Genomic DNA, 18,567 nt, shown 5'->3' on the forward strand with positions numbered 1-18,567 from the left:
GTCACGTTGGGCCTCCGCCGTGACCGGGTACCCTAGGGAACTCAGTCGCGCAAGGAACCACCCGATGAAGCATCCGCTGTCGCTCGCCCTGGCCATCGCCCTCGCCGGGGCCGGCATGTCGCCCGCCCTCGCCCAGTCCACCGCCGACGCGGAGTCCACCATGGCCGCCAGCGCCGAGGCCCTGAAGGGCAACCCGTTCGCGGCACGCAGCACCCTGCCGCTGCAGTACCCGCATTTCGACCGGATCCGCGATGAGCACTTCGCGCCGGCCTTCGACGCCGGCATGGCCGAGCAGCTCGCCGAAGTGCGCGCGATCGCCGACAACCCGGAACCGCCGACCGTCGAGAACACCATCCTCGCGTTGGAAACCAACGGCGAGACCCTCGGCCGCGCGATGCGCGTGTTCTTCAACCTGGTCGGTACCGACACCAACGACGCGCGCAAGAAGCTGCAGGCCGACTACTCGGCGAAGTTCGCCGCGCACCGCGACGCGATCGCGCTCGACCCGAAGCTGTTCGCGCGCATCAAGACCCTGCATGACAACCGCGCCGGGCTCGGCCTCGACGCCGAGGGCGTGCGCCTGGTTGAGGAGTACTACAAGGACCTCGTGCGCGCCGGCGCCGCCCTGGATGAAACCCAGAAGGCCCGCCTGAAGGAGATCAACTCCGAACTGGCGACGCTGGGCACCACCTTCAGCCAGAACGTGCTGGCCGAGGTGAACGACTCCGCTGTGGTGGTCGATACCGCCGCCGAGCTCGAAGGGCTGACCCCGGAGCAGATCCAGGCCGCCGCCAACGCCGCGAAGTCGCGCGGCCACGAGGGCAAGTACGTCGTCACCCTGCTCAACACCACCGGCCAGCCGCCGCTGTCGCAGTTGGCCAACCGCGAGCTGCGCGAGCGCATCCACAAGGCCTCCGTGGTCCGCGGCGCGCGCGGCAACCAGTGGGACAACACCGGCCTGGTGGCCCAGGTGCTGAAGCTGCGCGCCGAGCGCGCGAAGATGCTCGGCTTCGACACCTATGCCGACTACGTGCTCGACGGCGAAACCGCCAAGACCACCGAGGCGGTCAACGCCATGCTGGGCCAGCTGGCCCCGGCCGCCGTCGCCAACGCGCGCCGCGAGGCCGGCAAGCTGCAGGCGATGATCGATGCCGAGCAGAAGGCCAAGGGCGAGCCGACCTTCCAGCTAGAGCCCTGGGACTGGGCCTACTACACCGAGAAGGTGCGCAAGGCCGAGTACGACTTCGACGAGGCCCAGCTCAAGCCCTACCTGGAAATGAAGAACGTGCTGGAAAACGGCGTCTTCCACGCCGCCACCCAGCTGTACGGCATCACCTTCAAGCCGCGCACCGACCTGCCGAAGTACCACCCCGACACCTGGGTGTACGAGGTCTCCAACGCCGACGGCAGCCAGCTCGCGTTCTTCATTTTCGACCCCTATGCGCGCGACTCGAAGCGCGGCGGCGCCTGGATGAGTTCCTACGTCACCCAGTCGGGCCTCGAGGACACCAAGCCGGTGGTGGCCAACCACCAGAACATCCCCAAGCCGGAAACCGGCAAGCCGACCCTGCTGACCTGGGACGAAGTGACGACCATGTTCCACGAGTTCGGCCATGCGCTGCACGGCATGTTCTCGGACGTGGAATACCCCTACTTCTCCGGCACCAGCGTCCCGCGCGACTTCGTCGAGTTCCCGTCGCAGGTCAACGAGATGTGGGCCGACTGGCCGTCGATCCTCGCCAACTACGCCAAGCACCACCAGACCGGCGAGCCGATGCCGCAGGCGCTGCTGGACAAGGTGGTCGAGACCGCCAAGTTCAACCAGGGCTTCGCCACCACCGAATACCTGGGCGCGGCGATGCTCGACCAGTACCTGCACCAGCTGCCGGCCGACAGGCTGCCGGCGAAGGGCGACATCCTCGCCACCGAGGCCGCCGCGCTCAAGGCCGCCGGCCTGGACTTCGCCGCGGTGCCGCCGCGCTACCGCACCACGTACTTCAGCCACATCATGGGCGGCTACGCGGCCGGCTACTACGCCTACATCTGGTCCGAGGTGCTGGACGCCAACACCGTGGCCTGGATCGAGGAAAACGGCGGCCTGACCCGCGCCAACGGCGACCGCTTCCGCGCGACCCTGCTGTCGCAGGGCGGCAGCAAGGACGCGCTGCAGCTGTTCCGTGACTTCTCGGGCAAGGAGCCCGACATCCGCCCGCTCCTGGTCAAGCGCGGCCTGGACGGCGCGGTCGAGGACGGCGCACCGCCGGCCGGGGCAGCGCAGCAGGACTGAGTTGAACCACTTCCCCCGCTCCGGCGGGGGAAGTTCTTTCCGGGCCTCGAGCCGCCAGCGTGGGCCGGGCTCGGCCCGCGGCCCGGCTCAGCCGGCCGCGAACAGGTCGCGGTATTCCGGGGCAAGATGCGGCAGCAGCACGGACGCCGGCACCTCGACGGTCTGCATGCCGTCGGAATACGGCCCCACCTGGTAGGGCGGGAACACGAAGCGCAGCCCGCGAAGCCGGCCGCCTTCACCCGGCAGCGGTTCGAACTGGCCGAAATTCTCCGCCAGCGAACCGGTCCCGTCGTCGATCATCTCGCTGCCGCTGCGCATGAGCTTCACGCGGTCGGCCGGCGCGACGTCGTCGGCGTCCAGCCGCTGCGACAGCGCCGCGTGCAGGGACTCGCGGACGAAGGCCGAGACCTCGCGCCAGCCGTCCTCGCCGGCCACCAGCTTCTCCGCGCGCAGCATCTCCTTGCGCTGCGGAAGCCAGACGAAGCGCGCCACCAGCGGGTTGCCGTGGGCGCCGCCGGTATAGAGCGTGCCCCAGGCCTGGACCGCGACGATGGTCGGGGTCTCCATCAGGACGTCGTAGGCCAGGGTCAGGTCGTAGGGGATGCGCTCGCCGCCCTCGGCAGGGTCGTGCGCCTCGACCGCTTCCATCAGGTCGGCGCGCGCGGCGTCGGCGTAGCGCCTGAGCTCCGCCGCCAGCCCCGGGTAGCGATCCATGCCCGGCGGATAGCTGATGCCGACGATGTAGCGCGGATCGGTCTCCATCACGTCCTCGAGCGCCACCGGTGCGGCCGCGGCCGTGTCGGCCGCCGCAGGCATCGCGGAAGCATCCGGCCCGGCGGTGCCCCCGGGCACCTCGGCCTCCTGCCTGCATCCGGCCAGCGCCAGCGCCAGCGCCAGCACCAGTCCACTGGTCGCAAGCCCGCGTGTCGTGCGATACATCCTGTTCCCCTGTCCCAGTCAGCAATGCAAAAAGGCTAGCCCGCCGCGCGTGATGCCGGCGATCACGACCTGGCAGCGCCGCGGCGCTTTGACGCATGGCGCCGCAGCACCGCCCCGCGTCCCGCCTGTGGCCAATCCGGAACCAGCGCACAAACGAAAAGCCCCGGGCGTTTCCGCCCGGGGCCTTCTGGTGTCGCGAGACGCGGGCCTTAGACGGCCTGCACCTCGTCAGCCTGCAGACCCTTCTGGCCCTGCACGACCTTGAACGAGACCTTCTGTCCTTCCTGCAGCGACTTGAAGCCGGTGCCCTGGATGGAACGGAAGTGGACGAAGAGGTCCTGGCCGCTCTCGGGGGTGATGAAGCCGAAGCCCTTGGCGTCGTTGAACCACTTGACGGTGCCGGTCTGACGATCGGACATGGTGTTACTCCTTGAAACGTTTTGGAATTGGCACGGTCCGCGAACGGATCCGAGACTGCGAAGCAAGGGGTAACACAGGAACGATGGAGCGGATCGTCAGGACCCGGCCGTTGACCGGCCTTGAAACCTTGGATCTACCGCACCGGAGCCACGATGTACCGTGATCCCGCTTTGAACAGTGGACGCACCATACCGCACTTTCGACCGCAAATGTGAATGCCCGGCACCACCCGTCATCCCGGGGACCCGGATGGCCCGGTCACCAGGCGTCCTGGCCGGGCAACAGCGCCGCGAGCTCGGCGTCGCTGAGGTTGCGCCAGCGCCCCGGCTTCAGGTGGCCGATCTGCACCGGCCCGATGCGCACCCGCACCAGGCGTTTCACCCGATAGCCGAAGTGCGCGGCCATCAGGCGGATCTGGCGGTTCAGGCCCTGGACCAGGGTGACGCGGAATCCGTAGCGTCCGAGCTTCCCGGTGCGACATGGCAGGGTCACCTCGCCGTGGATCGGGACCCCGCGGGCCATCCCGCGCAGGAAGTCGTCGGTGACCGGGTTGTTGACCCCCACCAGGTATTCCTTCTCGAGCTTGTTCTCGGCGCGCAGCACGGCGTTGACGATGTCGCCGTTGCTGGTGAGCAGGATCAGGCCCTCGGAGTCCTTGTCCAGCCGGCCAATGGGGAAGATGCGCTCCTGATGCCCGACGAAGTCGACGATATTGCCGGCGACCCCGGTTTCGGTGGTGCAGGTGACGCCGGTGGGCTTGTACAGGGCGATATAGACGTGCCGGCGCTTGCCCGGCGCGGCGCTGCGCGCGCGCAGCGGGCGTCCGTCGACGAGCACCTCGTCGCCCTCGCCCACCTCGGCGCCGACCCGGGCCCGGATCCCGTTGACCGTGACCCGGCCTTCGCCGATCAGCCGGTCGGCTTCACGGCGCGAGCAGGCCCCGGTCTCGCTGATGTGCTTGTTGAGGCGAATCGACACAGGCGGCCCCGCGTGAAAGGGGCGCAAGTCTGGCAGATCGCGGGCGGCCGCGGGCGGTTACCCGTGACCGGCCGCCCTCAACGGACCAGGTCGGCGTACTCGGGGTGGCGGCGGACCCAGGTCGCGGCGTACTCGCACAGCGGCCGGACCTTCCAGCCCTCGACACGGGCGTGGTGGAACGCCGCCTCGACCAGCTTGCCGGCGATCCCCCGCCCTCCGATCGCCTCGGGCACCCGGGTGTGGGTGATGTGCATGACTCCGTCGGCCATTTCGTAGTCGACGTTGGCGACGTGGCCGTCGACCCCGGTCACGAAGCGCCCGGGGATGCGGTGGTGTGTGATGTCGAGATCGGACATGGCCGGGTCCTATTCGGTGTCGCCGCGGTGGTCGCGCTTGCCCTGGCTGCGGCGGTCGCGCGTCGAGCTGCTGCCCTGGATGGACGCCATCCTCGACTCGCCGGCATGCAGCTTGAGCGCCTTGCCGGCCGCCTCCTGCGACTGGTAGCCGGGCTGCGGTGCATGGTCGACGACGGGATCCAGCGCGTGCCACGGCAGGGTGGCGCGGGCGCGCTGCTGCTGCTCCTCGAGCAGGCGGCGGGTGTTTTCCAGCGCGCGTGCGCGCGATACGCGCTTGCGGGGCTGGGCGTCCGCCGGGGCGGACCGCCTGTCTCGGGATGGACCCGATTCGGCAACCGTCCCTTGGGCTGGCTTGGCCGCAGCCTTCTTCGCTGTGCCCTTGTTTGCTGTGGTCTTCCTTGCTGCGGACTTCTCTACCGCTGCCTTCCTGGGCGAGTTCTTCCCTGCCGGGCTGGCCTCTTCGGAGGTCTTCTTTACCGAGGACGCCCCGGTGGCGGCCTTCCTGCCCACGGCCTTCTTCGCCGTCGTCTTCCGCCCGACGCCCGTCTTCCCAACGGCCTTCTTCGCAGCGGCACTCCTGGTCGCCTTCCGGGCAACCGGCTGCGCCGGGGCATTCCGGCGGGCCTCGCTGAAACGCTGCAGGATCTCCACCAGGAGCGCCTCCTTGCGAGCCGTCCTTCCGGCGATGCCCTCGTCCCGGCCTTCGCCGCGCTTGCGCGCTGCCAGCCGCTGGCGCTTCAGGAGGTCGCGGGCGCGGTCGCGCGAGGCACGCGCGCGCTCGACCCGTCCGGCCAGCGCCGTGCGATCGAAGCCCCGGAGCGCGTTGGCCCGGCTGTCGTCGAATAGCTGCATCTCGGACTTGTTGAGCAGCGCGGTGGCCTGGGCGCGAGTGAACGGCATGGGCGATCTCCTGCGGATGGGAACGGCCAATGCTTAACACGCACGGGATTCAGGCCGGGTGAGCAGGGCCTGCCCGCGTCACAGGCCGCCGGGACCGAACCGCGACTGCCGCTCAGCGTCACCTGCCCACCAAAGCGCTGGGCGGCGCGCGCGATTGGCACGCTTGATGCGTCAGCCGTCGGCAGACCGACCACCGTGGAGCTCCGCCATGCACGCGATCCTCGATACCAGCGCCGGGCACGACGCCGTCACCCGCCTGTTCGACCTCTCCCGGGCCGGCGCGGTCGACAACGTCGAGTTCAGCCAGCTCGATTCGCTGGTGTATTCGCGCCTGCTCGAAACCTACGATGGCGACCGGGCCGGCAACGACGGCGCCAGCGAGTCGATCTCCTGACTCAGAACGAAGGCGAGGCCAGCCGCGCGAGGAACACCTCGAACACCCGCGGCTCCATCATCACCGTGAACAGCACGCCGTAGCCGGCGCCCCAGAGATGGGCGCTGTGGTTGACGTTGTCGCCGCCGCGACGGTCCATCCAGATCGAGTAGCCGATGTAGAGCACGGCGTAGACGATCGCCGGCACCGGGATGAAGAAGACGAAGATCAGCGTCCACGGCTGCACGAGGATGAAGGCGAACAGCACTGCCGACACCGCGCCCGAGGCACCGAGGCTGCGGTAGGACGGATCGCGGCGATGGCGCAGGTACGTCGGCAGGATCGCGACCAGGATCGCCGACAGGTAGAACAGCGCGAAGCCCAGCGCGCCGATGTACGTCGTGAACAGCGCCTCGACGTGCCGGCCGAAGAAGTACAGCGTGATCATGTTGAACAGCAGGTGCTGCCAGTCCGCGTGCACGAAGCCGTGGGTGACCAGCCGGTCGTACTGGCGCTGGCGCTCCACCGCCGGGGGCCAGAGCAGCAGCCGCTCCAGCAGGCGCCGGTTGCCGAACGCCTGCCAGGAGACCAGCGCGGTGACCGCGAGGATCGCCAGCGTCACCATCCCGTCCATCAGGCGACGCCCGCCACGCGGTAGTTGTCCTGCATCGGATAGCGCCGTGCATAGGCCGCGAACGCCGCCGCCGCCACGAAGGCGAACCCGGCGAAGAAGAACATCAGGAAGGCGTTCTCGCTGAGGCCGGTGTGGGCGATGGCGGCGGTGACCGCGTCGTTGCGCACGCCGGCATTGGTCAGCAGCACCCAGAGGCTGCCGAAGGTGCTGGTGAGGTACCAGAAGGCCATGATCACGCCCTTCATGGCCTGCGGCGCCTGGCTGTAGGCGAACTCAAGCGCGGTGGCCGAGACCAGCACCTCGCCGAAGGTCAGCAGCAGGTAGGGCAGGCCCTGCCAGGCCAGCGAGACCTCGCTGCCGCCGTCGAGCCACAGCTGCAGCATGCCGGCCACGACCCACGACAGGCCGGAGATCGCGATGCCCCAGCCCATGCGGCGCAGCGCCGTGACCTGGAAGCCCATGCGCCGCAGCGCCGGGTACAGCACCAGGTTGTTGAACGGGATCAGCAGCATCACCAGCAGCGGATTGAGCGCCTGCATCTGCGCCGGCTCCTTGACCAGCCAGCTCGGCCACCACCACTGGTCGTGCGGCATCACCATGGCATTGCCCTGGATGATCCAGGTGGACGCCTTCTGGTCGAACAGCGACCAGAACGGGGTGACCAGGGCGAACACGATCAGGATCCGCAGCACCGCGCGCACGCCGTCGACGGCGGCGTCGGGATGCCGGCCGCGGGCGCGTTCCAGCTGCAGCGAAGCGCCCCAGCCGCCGGCGGCGATCAGCACGCCGAGCGCCAGGCAGGCGGTGATGACGAAGCCGAACGAATCCGGCCACCACGGCAGGGCCACGCCCGCGGCCTTGAGCGCCCACAGCGCCAGCATCAGCACCGCAACCGAGATGCCCGTCCAGGCCACCAGCGAGCCGGCGTTGCCCTGCCCTTCGCGGCGCTCGCGCAGCGCAGTGCGGACCACGTTGAGGAAGGAATCGGGGTCGTGTCCCGACGGCGGCACGTTGACGTACTGCTTGCGGCCCAGCCAGAACACGAACGTGGCGATGAACATCAGCACGCCCGGCACGCCGAACGCCACCGCGGGTCCGTAGCTGCGCAGCAGCAGCGGCGCCAGCAGCGAGGCGAAGAACGAGCCGAAGTTGATGATCCAGTAGAACGCGTCGAAGACGATCTTGGCCTTGGACTTGTTGGTCTGGTCGAACTGGTCGCCGCAGAACGAGACCACCAGCGGCTTGATGCCGCCCGATCCCAGCGCGATCAGGAACAGGCCGGCATAGAAGCCGTTGCGGCTGTCCTCGAACAGCGCCAGGCAGGCGTGGCCGGCGCAGTAGATGAGCGAGAACCAGAGGACGGTGTTGTACTTGCCGAAGTAGCGGTCGGACAGCCATCCGCCCAGCAGCGGGAAGAAGTACACGCCGATGACGAAGGTATGGAAGATGTCCTTCGCCGCGCCCTCGCGCTCGGGGCCGGCCGGGAGGTAGGCCAGCAGCATCGAGCTGATCAGGAACGGGATGAGGATGTTCCTCATGCCGTAGAAGCTGAAGCGCTCGCAGGCCTCGTTGCCGATGATGAAGGGGATCTGGCGCGGCATCCTGCCGGCGTCGGTGGCAACGGGGGCTGTGCTCATGCGGCTTGGCGTCTTGCGGGCGGAAGCACGAAGGCTAGCGCATCGGACGCCGCGACGCTTTGGCCGAAAGGTCATGTACGGTCATCATGGCCGGGTCTTCCCAGCCCGGCCGCCCGCCCGATGACCCGTCCCTCCCCCGCCCTGCCCGCCAGCCTCGCACTCGCCCTGCTGCTGGGCCTCGCGCCCGCCACGGGGGCGCCTGCAGCCACCACGGCCACACGCACCTCGGCCGTCGCATCGCTGGTGACCGAAGCCGAACGCTCCGGCTTCCAGCGCACTGGCCGCTATGCCGAGGTCCTGGCCCTGTGCGACGCCTTCGCTGCCCGCTACCCGCAGGCGGTGCGCTGCATCGAGTTCGGCACCACGCCCGAGGGCCGGCCGATGAAGGCCCTGGTCGCCTCGCGCAGCGGCGCGCTCACGCCCGGGGCCGCGCGGTCGCGTGGCCTGCCGGTGTTGCTGGTGCAGGGCGGGATCCACGCCGGTGAAGTCGACGGCAAGGACGCCGGCTTCCTGGCGCTGCGCGAGCTGCTGGCCGGCGAGGCGGCCCCGGGGGCGCTCGACGACGTGGTGCTGGTCTTCGTGCCGGTGTTCAACGCCGATGGCCACGAGCGCTTCGGGCGTTGGAACCGGCCCAACCAGCGCGGCCCGGAGGAGATGGGCTGGCGCACGACCGCGCAGAACTACAACCTCAACCGCGACTACGTGAAGGCCGATGCGCCCGAGATGCGCGCGATGCTGGGCCTGGTGCAGGCCTGGGACCCGATCGCCTACGTCGACCTGCATGCCACCAACGGCGCGCAGTTCGAACACGACATCTCGGTCCAGATCGAGCCGTTGCACTCCGGGGACGCCGGCCTCGCACGTGCGGGCCTGGCGCTGCGCGAGGCGCTGCTCGCCGGGCTCACGGAACAGGGTTCGCTGCCGCTGCCCTTCTATCCCTCCTTCGAAGTCCACGACGACCCGTCCTCGGGCATCGTCGACGGCGTGGCGCCGCCGCGCTTCTCGCATGGCTACTTCGCGCTGCGCAACCGCTTCGGGATCCTGGTGGAGACGCACTCGTGGAAGGAGTACCCGGTCCGGGTGCGCATCACGCGCAACCTGGTGGTGGGCATGCTGGAACAAACCGCGCGGCATGGCCGCGACTGGCTGGCTGCCGCGGCCGCCGCCGACGCGCGCGCGGCGACGCTGGCCGGCACCACGGTGCCGCTCGAGTGGGTCGCCACCGACCGCGTGCGCACCGTGGATTTCCGCGGCTACGCCTGGACGCGGACGCCATCCGAAGTCTCCGGCACCCTCGCGACCCGCTATGACGAAACCACGCCGCAGCTGTGGAAAATGCCGCTGCGCGACGAGATCGTGCCCGGCCGCCGCGTGCCGGTACCCGGCGCCGGCTACCTGGTGCCGCCCGCGCATGCGGCAGCGGCGGCGCGCTGGCTGGACCTGCACGGGATCGGCTACCGGCGCCTCGCCCACGCCCTGCCGGCGGCCAGCCTCGAGGTCTTCCGCGCCAGCGAATGGCGGCCTGCGGCGGCCTCGAGCGAAGGCCGCCAGCGGCTGGAGCTCGAGGGCGACTGGGCGCCGGAGACACGCGACGTGGCCGCGGGCGCGCTCTTCGTCCCGGTCGGGCAGCCGCGCGCGCGGCTGGCGATGGCGATCCTGGAGCCGCAGGCGCCGGACTCGATGCTGGCCTGGGGCGAGTTCAACAACGCCTTCGAGCGCAAGGAGTACATGGAGGCCTACGTCGCCGAGGACGTGGCGCGCGACATGCTCCGCGACCCGGCGGTCCGCGCCGCGTTCGAACGAAGGCTCGCGGAGGACGCGGCGTTCGCGGCCAGTGCGTCGGCGCGGCTCGAATGGTTCCATCGCCGGCATGCAAGCTGGGACGAGCGGCTGGGCCTCTATCCGGTCTTCCGCACCGCCGTCACCCCGCCCTGAGCGGGCCGCGCACGGCTCAGTACAGCTGTCCGGCCAGCGTCCCGTCGGGCTCGACCCGGTTCCGCCCGCCGGCCTTGGCGCGGTACATCGCGGTATCGGCGCGCGTGAGCCACTCGTCGGTGGTCACCACCGACAGGTCGGCCTGGGCCAGGCCGATGCTGAGGGTGCAGCCCTCGGCCGCGGCCTCCGCCGTGCGCTCGGCCAGGAACGCGGTCCGCACCCGCTCGGCCACGCGCAGGGCCCCGGCCTGGCTGGTCTCGGCCAGCAGCACGCCGAACTTGTCGCCGCCGTAGCGCGCGGGGGCATCGATCTCGCGCGTGCAGGCACGCAGCACCGACGACACGCTGCGCAGCACGGCGTCGCCGGCCAGGTGCCCGTGCCGCTCGTTGACCGCCTTGAAGCCGTCGACGTCGACCAGCATCAGCACCGCCGGCCGGCGGGTGCGCGCATGCCGCGCGAGCTCGGCGCCCAGCGTCTCGTTCCAGCCGCGCCGGTTGAGCAGGCCGGTGACCACGTCGACCCGGTTGAGGCGTTCGAGCTGGCGGTTCTTGAGCGCCACGCTGCGGCCCAGGCCGTAGGTGAGGGTGGCCAGCGCGATCGGATAGACGAACAGGAACGGCAGCGTCGCCAGCACGTTCGACATGCTGCTCTCCAGCCGCACCGCGAACCCGAGCGCGGTCGAGGTCAGCGCGCAGGCCGCCAGCAGTGGCAGCGTGGTGCGCCCGAGGAAGCGCCAGCCGCCCACGGCGATCTTGTCCATCGACACCATCGCCAGCAGCACCGCACTGGGCACCAGGTTGAACTGCATGATCGCGATCCACATGCCGGCGGCCGCGGAGTCGAAGACCAGGAAGCGCTGCGCGCTTTGCGCGGGCTCGGACGAGCGCAGGGTCAGCGAATGGGCGAGCAGCGGCCACAGGAACCCGTTGAACGCCCACAGCGTCCAGGTCCAGGCCGGCGCGCCGTCGCGTGCCAGCACCGAGGCGACCAGCAGCGCGGACAGCGCTGCGCCGAGCGTGCGGACATGGTGGACGCGCCGGGCGAAACGCAGTTCGCGCTGGCGGACGGGTTCGTCGTCGGTCGGGTGCATGCGCGCAGAGTGGCGGCGATCGGCGGCTCCGGCAAGCGTTTCCGCCTTTCAGCGGCACCAACAACGGAACGCCGTCACGTTTGTCAGCGCGCCGGGCCGGAGCTCCGGATCCGCGAGGCCCGCGCGCTCAGCCCGACGCCGCGTCGAGCGCCTCCCAGCGCGCGTAGGCGGCGTCGAGTTCGGCCTGCGCCTGGGCCATCGCCGCGTTGTGCGCGGTGATGGCAGCCACGTCGGCACGGAAGAAGTCCGGGTCCGACAGCGCGGCCGCCATGCCGGCGAGCCGCGTTTCCAGCGCCTCGATGCGCGCCGGCAGCTGTTCCAGCTCGCGCGCGTCCTTGAATGACAGCTTCGCGCGCGCCGGCGCCTGAGCGGGTGCGCCGGCCGACGCGACCGCGGCCGACTCCCCCTGCTGCTCCGGACGCACGTTTGCCTGCGGCAGCCCCGGGCCCGCCGGGCCAGGCCCTGACAGGCCCTGGCGCAGCCACGACTGGCTTTGACGAAGCCAGTCGCTGTAGCCGCCCACGTACTCGCCGACGCGGCCGTCGCCCTCCATGACCAGGGTCGAAGTCACCACGTTGTCGAGGAACTCGCGGTCGTGGCTGACCAGCAGCAGGGTGCCCGGGTAGTCGGCCAGCAGTTCTTCCAGCAGCTCCAGGGTCTCGACGTCGAGGTCGTTGGTCGGTTCGTCCATCACCAGCAGGTTGGAGGGCTGCGCGAACAGCTTGGCCAGCAGCAGCCGGTTGCGCTCGCCGCCGGACAGGCGGGTGATCGGCGCGCGCGCGCGTTCGGGCGTGAACAGGAAGTCCTGCAGGTAGCCGATGACGTGCTTGCGCTTGCCGCCGACCTCGACGAAGTCCTGGCCCTCGGCCACGTTCTCCAGCGCGTTCCAGTCCTCGCGCAGGGTGGCGCGGTACTGGTCGAAATAGGCGACCTGCAGCTGGGTGCCGATGCGGATCTCGCCGGCCTGCGGTTCGAGCTCGCCGAGCATCAGCTTGAGCAGGGTGGTCTTGCCGCTGCCGTTGGCGCCGATGAGGCCGATCCGGTCGCCGCGCAGGATGGTGGTCGACAGGTCGCGGACCATCACCCGGTCGCCGAACGCGAACGACACATCCTTGGCCTCGATCACCTTCTTGCCGGAAGCTCCGGCCTGCGCGGTATCCATGCGCACGGTGCCGACCTGCTCGCGCCGGGCGGCGCGTTCGTTGCGCATCGCCTTCAGCCGGCGCACGCGGCCCTCGTCACGGGTGCGGCGGGCCTTGATGCCCTGGCGGATCCAGACCTCTTCCTGCGCCAGGAGCTTGTCGAAGCGCGCGTTCTCCTGCGCCTCGGCGTTGAGCCGCTCTTCCTTGCGCCGCAGGTAGTTGGCCCAGTCGCCGGGCCAGCTGGTCACCTGCCCGCGGTCGATCTCGACGATGCGCGTGGCCAGCGCGCGCAGGAAACGGCGGTCATGGGTCACGAACACCAGCGCGCCGGACCAGGCCTTCAAAAAGCCTTCGAGCCAGTCGATCGCCTCGATGTCGAGGTGGTTGGTGGGTTCGTCGAGCAGCAGCAGGTCCGGCGCCGACACCAGCGCGCGCGCCAGCAGCACCCGCCGCTTCATGCCGCCGGAGAGGCGCGAGAACGCCAGCTCGCCGTCGAGGCCGAGCTTCTGCAGGGTTTCCTCGACGCGCTGGTCGGCGGCCCAGCCGTCGGCCGCATCGATCTTCGCCTGCACCGCCGACATGGCGTCGGCGTCGTAATGGTCGCCGTGGCTCAGGTGGTGGAACTCGGCCAGCCAGGCGCCAAGCTCGCCCATGCCCTCGGCCACCACGTCGAACACCGTGCCCGAGGCGCCGGCCGGCACTTCCTGCTCCAGCCGCGCCACGCGCACGCCGCCGTCGCGGCGGATGTCACCGTCGTCGGGCCTGATCTCGCCCGAGAGCAGGCGCATCAGGGTGGACTTGCCGGCGCCGTTGCGGCCGATCAGGGCGATCCGCTCGCCGGTTTCGATGGCCAGCTCGACTTTCTCGAGCAGGAGCGGGCCGCCGACGCTGTAGTCGACGGCATTCAGGGTGATGAGAGGCATCCGCCCATTCTACCGGCCCGCGCGCGGCGGCCGGCGGCTCAGGAACTGCAGGACAGCATCGAGCAGCCGGCGCGGTCCATCGCCCAGTCCGGGCGCAGCGCGGCAAAGGCTTCGCGCCCGGGCTGCTCGCCGTAGGGATCGCGCAGCACGTCCAGCAGCTCGGCGATTCCCGCCTCGTCACCCGCCTCGGCGCGGTCGATGGCCTGCTGGGCCAGGTAGTTGCGCGGCACGTAGCGGGGATTGGCCGCGTTCATGTGCGCGACCCGCGCCTCGCGTGGCAGGCCGTCGGCGCGGCAGCGGGCGGCGTAGCGCGTCAGCCAGGCCTCGAACCCTGCAGCCTCCCCTGCCAGTCGCTGCTCGTCGTAGAACGCGCCCCGCAGCGGTTCGAGCGAGGTCTGCGGGGCATCGATGTCGACATCGGCCAGCGCGCGGAAGAACCGCGTCATGTCGGCACCGGCGCGGTGCATGAGCGCCTGCAGCTCACGCATCAGCGCGAGGTCGCCGTCCGTGCAGCGCTCCAGGCCCAGCTTGGCGCAGGCGTTGTCGCGCTCGCAGCCGGCCCAGGTCGCGGCGTAGGCGTCGAGGCCCGCCTGCAGCGGCGCGGCGTCGGCGAACAGCGGCGCCAGCGCCTGCGCCAGCCGCCCGAGGTTCCAGTGCGCCACCCGCGGCTGCCAGCCGAAGCGGTAGCGCCGGTGCTGCACATCGGTGGTGTTGGGCGTCCAGTCGGGGTCGTAGTCGTCGATCCAGCCGTAGGGCCCGTAATCGATGGTCAGCCCGAGGATCGACATGTTGTCGGTATTGAGCACGCCGTGGACGAAGCCCACCCGCATCCAGTGGCCGACCAGGCGCGCGGTGCGCACGCAGACCTCGTGGAACCAGCGGGCGAACAGGGCCTCGTCGAAGGCCCCCGCCGCGCGCAGGTCGGCGAGCGAGCCCGGCCCGGTCGCCGGCAGGCCGACGCCGCTGGATCCGGCCCCTGCCGCATCGGCGCCGCCGCCCGGCGCGTGCAGCAGCCACGGAAAATCGCGCCACACGCAGAACTCCGCCAGCGCGCGCAGCAGCTCGGGATCACCGCGGGAGGCCGGAAGCTCGAAGGTGCCGAAGCGGATGAACGAGGGTGAAACGCGGCACACGACCGCGCCGGGCTCGGGCCGCGGATGACCGTCGTAGAACATGTCGCGGACCACCGGCTCGCCGGTGGCCACCAGTGACAGGGCACGCGTGGTCGGCACGCCAAGGTGGTGCATGGCCTCGCTGCAGATGAACTCGCGGATCGAGGAGCGCAGAACGGCGCGGCCATCGGCGCCGCGCGAATACGGCGTGGCGCCCGCACCCTTCAGCTGCAGCTCGTGGCGTCGTCCGTCGGCACCCACGGCCTCGCCGAGGCTGATCGCACGCCCGTCGCCGAGCTGGCCGGCCCAGTGGCCGAACTGGTGCCCGCCGTAGTTCGCGGCCCAGGGATCCATGCCGTCCAGCCGCGCATTGCCGCCAAACACTGCGGCGAAGACGGGCGACGCGACATCGGGCGCCCCCAGCCCCAGCATGTCGGCGACCTCCGCCGCATGTGCGACCAGGCGCGGGGACCGCACCGCGGTCGGCGACACCCGCGACCAGGCGGCCTGGACCTGGCGCAGGCCGGGCCCCTCGACCGGGTCGCCCGGCAGCTCGCGCAGGAACGCGTTGTCGAAGTCGAGTCGCATGCGCGCAGTATCGTCAGCGGCGCGCGAACGCGACGTGCGGGTCAGCCGCTGCAGCCTTCCAGGCGCAGCCGCTGCCCCACGCGGATCGCGTAGGACGGCGCCTGCAGGCGGTTGGCCTGGGCCAGCTCGCGCGCCTCGCAGCCGTACTGCCGGGCGATGCCGACCAGGGTTTCACCAGGGGCCACGCGGTGCTCGCGCGGCGCGGACGCCGGCGTGGGCACGCCGGTGGCCACGGTCGTGCCTTCGGGGCGCACGACCTCGATCGGCCCGGTGCGCACCAGCGCCGCGTCCACCCGGCTGCCCATCAGCTGCTGGGCCAGGTCGGCGCGCCGGCCCTGGGCGCACCAGCGCTTGTACAGCGCGGCCATGCGCGTGGTGCCCTGGAGCACGGCGCCGGCGGGAATGACCTGGTCGGCCTCGAAGCGCGGGTTGAGGTTGCGCAGCTGGCGCATGTAGCCGTGGCGGCTGCCGCTGTCGCCCATGCAGATGGTCAGCTCGTAGATCGACGCCGGCCGCGACAGCGCGAAGTGCGTTGGTCGCACGTCGATCTTCGGGAAGCTCAGCCCGTATTCCCTGGGATGCAGGTACAGCCACGCCGCCGCGATCACCATCGGCACGTAGTCGCGGGTCTCCGCCGGGAACTGGCTGTAGACGTCGGCTTCCCAGAAGGCGCGGCCGCCACTGGCGTCATGGATGCGCCGCGCGCGGCCTTCGCCGCCGTTGTAGGCCGCCAGCCACTTCTCGACCTCGTTGCCGAACTCGGCGAAGCGCTCGGACAGGTAGCTCGCCGCCGCGTCCGCGGACTGCGCGGGATCGTAGCGGGTGTCGAAGCCGCTGCCGTCCGGCCCCAGGCCGAAGCGGCGCCCGGTCGCGGGCATGAACTGCAGCGGCCCCACCGCGCCTGCGCGCGAACCCGCATGCACGCGGCCGTTGGATTCCTTGGCCATGATCCCGAACAGCAGCGCCTCGGGCAGGCCACGCTTCTCGAAAGCCGGGGCCATCAGATGGCGCATGTACTGGTAGTTCTCGTGGCTGGTGACCAGCGACACGCGCATGTCGGTCAGCCAGCGGCGGATGCCCTCCTGCACCGCCGGATTGAACTGCACCATGCGCACGAAGCGCTGGCCGTCTTCGCTCAGCAGCGCCGCGGCGGTGGCCGCCTCGGGAACGTCGCCGGTGGGCATGCCGTCGTCGCCGATGTCGCCGATGTCGTCGGTCTCGACGCCGTCGGCGCCCCCGACATCGTCGGCCTGCGCCTTCAGCAGGCGCTTCACGCCCGGGAGCAGCGCCGAAAGCTCGCAGCCGCGCTGCTTCTCGCAGGCCAGCAGCACGTCCTCCACGTCCTCCAGCGCGGCGTCGCCCTGGGCGAGCGCCTCGGGATCGGCGTTGGCGGCCTTGACCAGCGACTCGCGGTAGCGCGCCTCGGCGGCGGCCATGCGTTCGGCCAGATCGGCCGTGGCGGCCCGGTCGCGCCGGGACTGGGCGGAGGCCTCGGGAACGTGGGAGAGCGAAACGACGACGGCCGTGGCGAGCACGAGCCGACGCAGGACTGCGGAATATGGGGGCATGCGACAACCGGGGACTGCGAAAACGCGAACCGCAGGGTAACGAGGCCCCGCTGCAAGCGCAAAGCCCGCGCGCCACGGGTTTCCGGTTCGCCGGGACGGTCAGGGCATTTGGCTAGAATCGCGGCATCACCCCAGGAGCTCCCATGGACCCGATCCTCGTCGGCAAGGCCGTCACCGCGCCCGACTCGCTGCCCGAAACCGGTGGCCGCGTCTTCCTGCAGCCGAAGTTCGGCAACCGCCACGGCCTGGTCGCCGGCGCCACCGGCACCGGCAAGACGGTCACCCTGATGACCCTGGCCGAGGGGTTCTCGCGGATCGGCGTGCCGGTGTTCATGGCCGACGTCAAGGGCGACGTCGCCGGTCTCGCGGTCCCGGGCGACATCGACGACAGGCTCCGCGAGCGCGCGGCGATGATCGGCGTCGACGGCTACGACGCCGAAGCCAGCCCGGTCATCTTCTGGGACATCTACGGCAAGCTCGGGCACCCCGTGCGCACCACGGTCAGCGAGATCGGTCCGACGCTGCTGGCGCGCATGCTCGAATTGAACGACACCCAGTCCGGCGTGCTCGACATCGTGTTCAAGCTCGCCGACGACCGCGGCCTGCTGCTGCTCGACCTTGCCGACCTGCGCGCCCTGCTCGGCCTGGTGGCCGAAGAGCGCAAGGCGGTGTCGACGCAGTACGGCCTGGTCAGCACGCCGTCGATCGGCGCCATCCAGCGCGCACTGCTGCGCCTGGAGTCGGACGGCGGCGAGGCCTTCTTCGGCGAGCCCGCCCTGGAGCTGGCCGACATCATGCGCACCACCACCGACGGCCGCGGCGTGGTCAGCATCATGGCCGCCGACCGCCTGATCCTGAAGCCGCGGCTGTATTCCAGCTTCCTGCTGTGGTTGCTGTCGGAGCTGTTCGAGACCCTGCCGGAGGTTGGCGACCTCGACAAGCCGAAGCTCGCCTTCATCTTCGACGAGGCCCACCTGCTGTTCGCCGACGCACCGCCGGCGCTGCTGCAGCGCATCGAACAGGTCGTGCGGCTCATCCGCTCCAAGGGCGTGGGCGTGTACTTCTGCTCGCAGTTCCCCGACGACGTGCCCGACAACGTGCTGGGCCAGCTCGGCAACCGCGTGCAGCACGCGCTGCGCGCCTACACCCCGCGCGACCAGAAGGCGGTGCGCACCGCGGCCGAGACCTTCGTGTCCAACCCGGGCCTGGACGTGGCCAAGGCGATCGGCCAGCTCGGCACCGGCGAGGCGCTGGTGTCCACGCTGCAGGGCAAGGGCGCGCCGATGCCGGTCGAGCAGACCCTGGTGGCGCCGCCGCGCTGCCGCATGGGCGCGATCACCGACGCCGAGCGCGCGCAGGTGCGCGCCGGCAGCCCGGTGGGCGCGAAGTACGACGCCGCGGTCGACCGGGAGTCCGCGTTCGAGCTGCTGGCGAAGAAGGCCGAAGGCCTGGCGGCGCAGGCCGGCGCTCCGCAGGCGCGCACCGCGAAGCAGGACGAGGAGGAGGCCGGTGGCGGCTTCGCCCAGGCGGTCAAGGATGCCGTGTTCGGCACGAAGCGCCGCCAGGGCATGGTCGAAACCATGGCCAAGCAGACCGCGCGCACGGTCGGCAACCAGATCGGCCGCCAGATCCTGCGCGGGATCTTCGGCGGCATCACGGGGCGCAAGTGAGCGCCGCCCTGGCTC

General features: G+C 70.7%; 15 protein-coding genes. 4 read left to right on the plus strand and 11 right to left on the minus strand.

Translation table 11 applies throughout. From position 1 onward, the window contains the following. Nucleotides 1-115: 115 nt before the first annotated feature. Nucleotides 116-2,287, plus strand: coding sequence for a M3 family metallopeptidase (locus JG616_RS02290; protein ID WP_235972918.1), 2,172 nt, complete (start codon nt 116-118; stop codon nt 2,285-2,287). An 87-nt stretch (nt 2,288-2,374) separates the two neighbouring features. On the opposite strand, the gene JG616_RS02295 is transcribed toward JG616_RS02290, so the two are convergent. The 5 genes from JG616_RS02295 to JG616_RS02315 form a co-directional block, all read right to left on the minus strand. Then, a complete protein-coding gene (locus tag JG616_RS02295) occupies nt 2,375-3,226 on the minus strand; it encodes a DUF3298 and DUF4163 domain-containing protein (RefSeq protein WP_199391550.1) in 852 nt (283 codons plus the stop codon). Nucleotides 3,227-3,435: 209 nt separating this feature from the next. Further along, nucleotides 3,436-3,645: a cold-shock protein gene (locus JG616_RS02300; protein ID WP_096297887.1), complete on the minus strand. Its 210-nt coding sequence runs from the start codon at nt 3,643-3,645 to the stop codon at nt 3,436-3,438. 259 nt (nt 3,646-3,904) lie between these two features. Then, nucleotides 3,905-4,624 carry a pseudouridine synthase gene (locus JG616_RS02305; RefSeq protein ID WP_199391551.1) on the minus strand — a complete coding sequence of 240 codons (720 nt, stop codon included), beginning with the start codon at nt 4,622-4,624 and terminating at the stop codon, nt 3,905-3,907. Between the two features lie 77 nt (nt 4,625-4,701). Then, complete coding sequence (locus JG616_RS02310) at nt 4,702-4,980, minus strand: GNAT family N-acetyltransferase (RefSeq protein ID WP_199361531.1); 279 nt, start codon at nt 4,978-4,980, stop codon at nt 4,702-4,704. Nucleotides 4,981-4,989: 9 nt separating this feature from the next. Beyond that, nucleotides 4,990-5,910: a hypothetical protein gene (locus JG616_RS02315; RefSeq protein WP_199391552.1), complete on the minus strand. Its 921-nt coding sequence runs from the start codon at nt 5,908-5,910 to the stop codon at nt 4,990-4,992. Between the two features lie 178 nt (nt 5,911-6,088). Between JG616_RS02315 and JG616_RS02320 the strand changes: the two genes are divergently transcribed. Beyond that, entirely contained in the window at nt 6,089-6,274 is a 186-nt protein-coding gene (locus JG616_RS02320) for a hypothetical protein (RefSeq protein ID WP_199361529.1), read from the plus strand. A 1-nt stretch (nt 6,275) separates the two neighbouring features. On the opposite strand, the gene JG616_RS02325 is transcribed toward JG616_RS02320, so the two are convergent. Both JG616_RS02325 and JG616_RS02330 read right to left on the minus strand, forming a co-directional pair. Further along, a complete protein-coding gene (locus JG616_RS02325) occupies nt 6,276-6,878 on the minus strand; it encodes a rhomboid family intramembrane serine protease (RefSeq protein ID WP_199391940.1) in 603 nt (200 codons plus the stop codon). A gap of 8 nt (nt 6,879-6,886) precedes the next feature. Beyond that, entirely contained in the window at nt 6,887-8,524 is a 1,638-nt protein-coding gene (locus JG616_RS02330) for an oligopeptide:H+ symporter (RefSeq protein ID WP_199391553.1), read from the minus strand. Between the two features lie 120 nt (nt 8,525-8,644). Between JG616_RS02330 and JG616_RS02335 the strand changes: the two genes are divergently transcribed. Continuing rightward, nucleotides 8,645-10,459 (plus strand): M14 family metallopeptidase, encoded by a 1,815-nt coding sequence (locus tag JG616_RS02335; RefSeq protein WP_199391554.1) that lies wholly within the window; start codon nt 8,645-8,647, stop codon nt 10,457-10,459. A gap of 16 nt (nt 10,460-10,475) precedes the next feature. Here JG616_RS02335 and JG616_RS02340 read toward each other — a convergent pair whose 3' ends face one another. The 4 genes from JG616_RS02340 to JG616_RS02355 form a co-directional block, all read right to left on the minus strand. Beyond that, nucleotides 10,476-11,549 (minus strand): diguanylate cyclase, encoded by a 1,074-nt coding sequence (locus JG616_RS02340; protein ID WP_199391555.1) that lies wholly within the window; start codon nt 11,547-11,549, stop codon nt 10,476-10,478. Nucleotides 11,550-11,676: 127 nt separating this feature from the next. Further along, nucleotides 11,677-13,614 carry an ATP-binding cassette domain-containing protein gene (locus JG616_RS02345; protein ID WP_199391556.1) on the minus strand — a complete coding sequence of 646 codons (1,938 nt, stop codon included), beginning with the start codon at nt 13,612-13,614 and terminating at the stop codon, nt 11,677-11,679. A 38-nt stretch (nt 13,615-13,652) separates the two neighbouring features. Beyond that, nucleotides 13,653-15,314, minus strand: coding sequence for a protein adenylyltransferase SelO (locus tag JG616_RS02350; RefSeq protein WP_199391557.1), 1,662 nt, complete (start codon nt 15,312-15,314; stop codon nt 13,653-13,655). 41 nt (nt 15,315-15,355) lie between these two features. Continuing rightward, a complete protein-coding gene (locus tag JG616_RS02355; RefSeq protein ID WP_199391558.1) occupies nt 15,356-16,882 on the minus strand; it encodes a transglycosylase SLT domain-containing protein in 1,527 nt (508 codons plus the stop codon). A gap of 143 nt (nt 16,883-17,025) precedes the next feature. On the opposite strand from JG616_RS02355, the gene JG616_RS02360 reads away from it, so the two are divergent. Continuing rightward, nucleotides 17,026-18,552: a helicase HerA-like domain-containing protein gene (locus tag JG616_RS02360; RefSeq protein ID WP_199361522.1), complete on the plus strand. Its 1,527-nt coding sequence runs from the start codon at nt 17,026-17,028 to the stop codon at nt 18,550-18,552. Nucleotides 18,553-18,567: the final 15 nt, after the last annotated feature.

This window comes from Luteimonas sp. MC1895, assembly GCF_016457215.1.
Lineage (GTDB): Bacteria > Pseudomonadota > Gammaproteobacteria > Xanthomonadales > Xanthomonadaceae > Luteimonas.

Excerpts from the sequence above, each read along its gene's own strand:
- JG616_RS02290 (WP_235972918.1), top strand. The coding sequence starts at position 116 with ATGTCGCCCGCCCTCGCCCAGTCCACCGCCGACGCGGAGTCCACCATG.
- JG616_RS02295 (WP_199391550.1), bottom strand. The coding sequence starts at position 3,226 with ATGTATCGCACGACACGCGGGCTTGCGACCAGTGGACTGGTGCTGGCG.
- JG616_RS02300 (WP_096297887.1), bottom strand. The coding sequence starts at position 3,645 with ATGTCCGATCGTCAGACCGGCACCGTCAAGTGGTTCAACGACGCCAAG.
- JG616_RS02310 (WP_199361531.1), bottom strand. The coding sequence starts at position 4,980 with ATGTCCGATCTCGACATCACACACCACCGCATCCCCGGGCGCTTCGTG.
- JG616_RS02320 (WP_199361529.1), top strand. The coding sequence starts at position 6,089 with ATGCACGCGATCCTCGATACCAGCGCCGGGCACGACGCCGTCACCCGC.
- JG616_RS02325 (WP_199391940.1), bottom strand. The coding sequence starts at position 6,878 with ATGGTGACGCTGGCGATCCTCGCGGTCACCGCGCTGGTCTCCTGGCAG.
- JG616_RS02330 (WP_199391553.1), bottom strand. The coding sequence starts at position 8,524 with ATGAGCACAGCCCCCGTTGCCACCGACGCCGGCAGGATGCCGCGCCAG.
- JG616_RS02335 (WP_199391554.1), top strand. The coding sequence starts at position 8,645 with ATGACCCGTCCCTCCCCCGCCCTGCCCGCCAGCCTCGCACTCGCCCTG.
- JG616_RS02340 (WP_199391555.1), bottom strand. The coding sequence starts at position 11,549 with ATGCACCCGACCGACGACGAACCCGTCCGCCAGCGCGAACTGCGTTTC.
- JG616_RS02345 (WP_199391556.1), bottom strand. The coding sequence starts at position 13,614 with ATGCCTCTCATCACCCTGAATGCCGTCGACTACAGCGTCGGCGGCCCG.
- JG616_RS02350 (WP_199391557.1), bottom strand. The coding sequence starts at position 15,314 with ATGCGACTCGACTTCGACAACGCGTTCCTGCGCGAGCTGCCGGGCGAC.
- JG616_RS02355 (WP_199391558.1), bottom strand. The coding sequence starts at position 16,882 with ATGCCCCCATATTCCGCAGTCCTGCGTCGGCTCGTGCTCGCCACGGCC.
- JG616_RS02360 (WP_199361522.1), top strand. The coding sequence starts at position 17,026 with ATGGACCCGATCCTCGTCGGCAAGGCCGTCACCGCGCCCGACTCGCTG.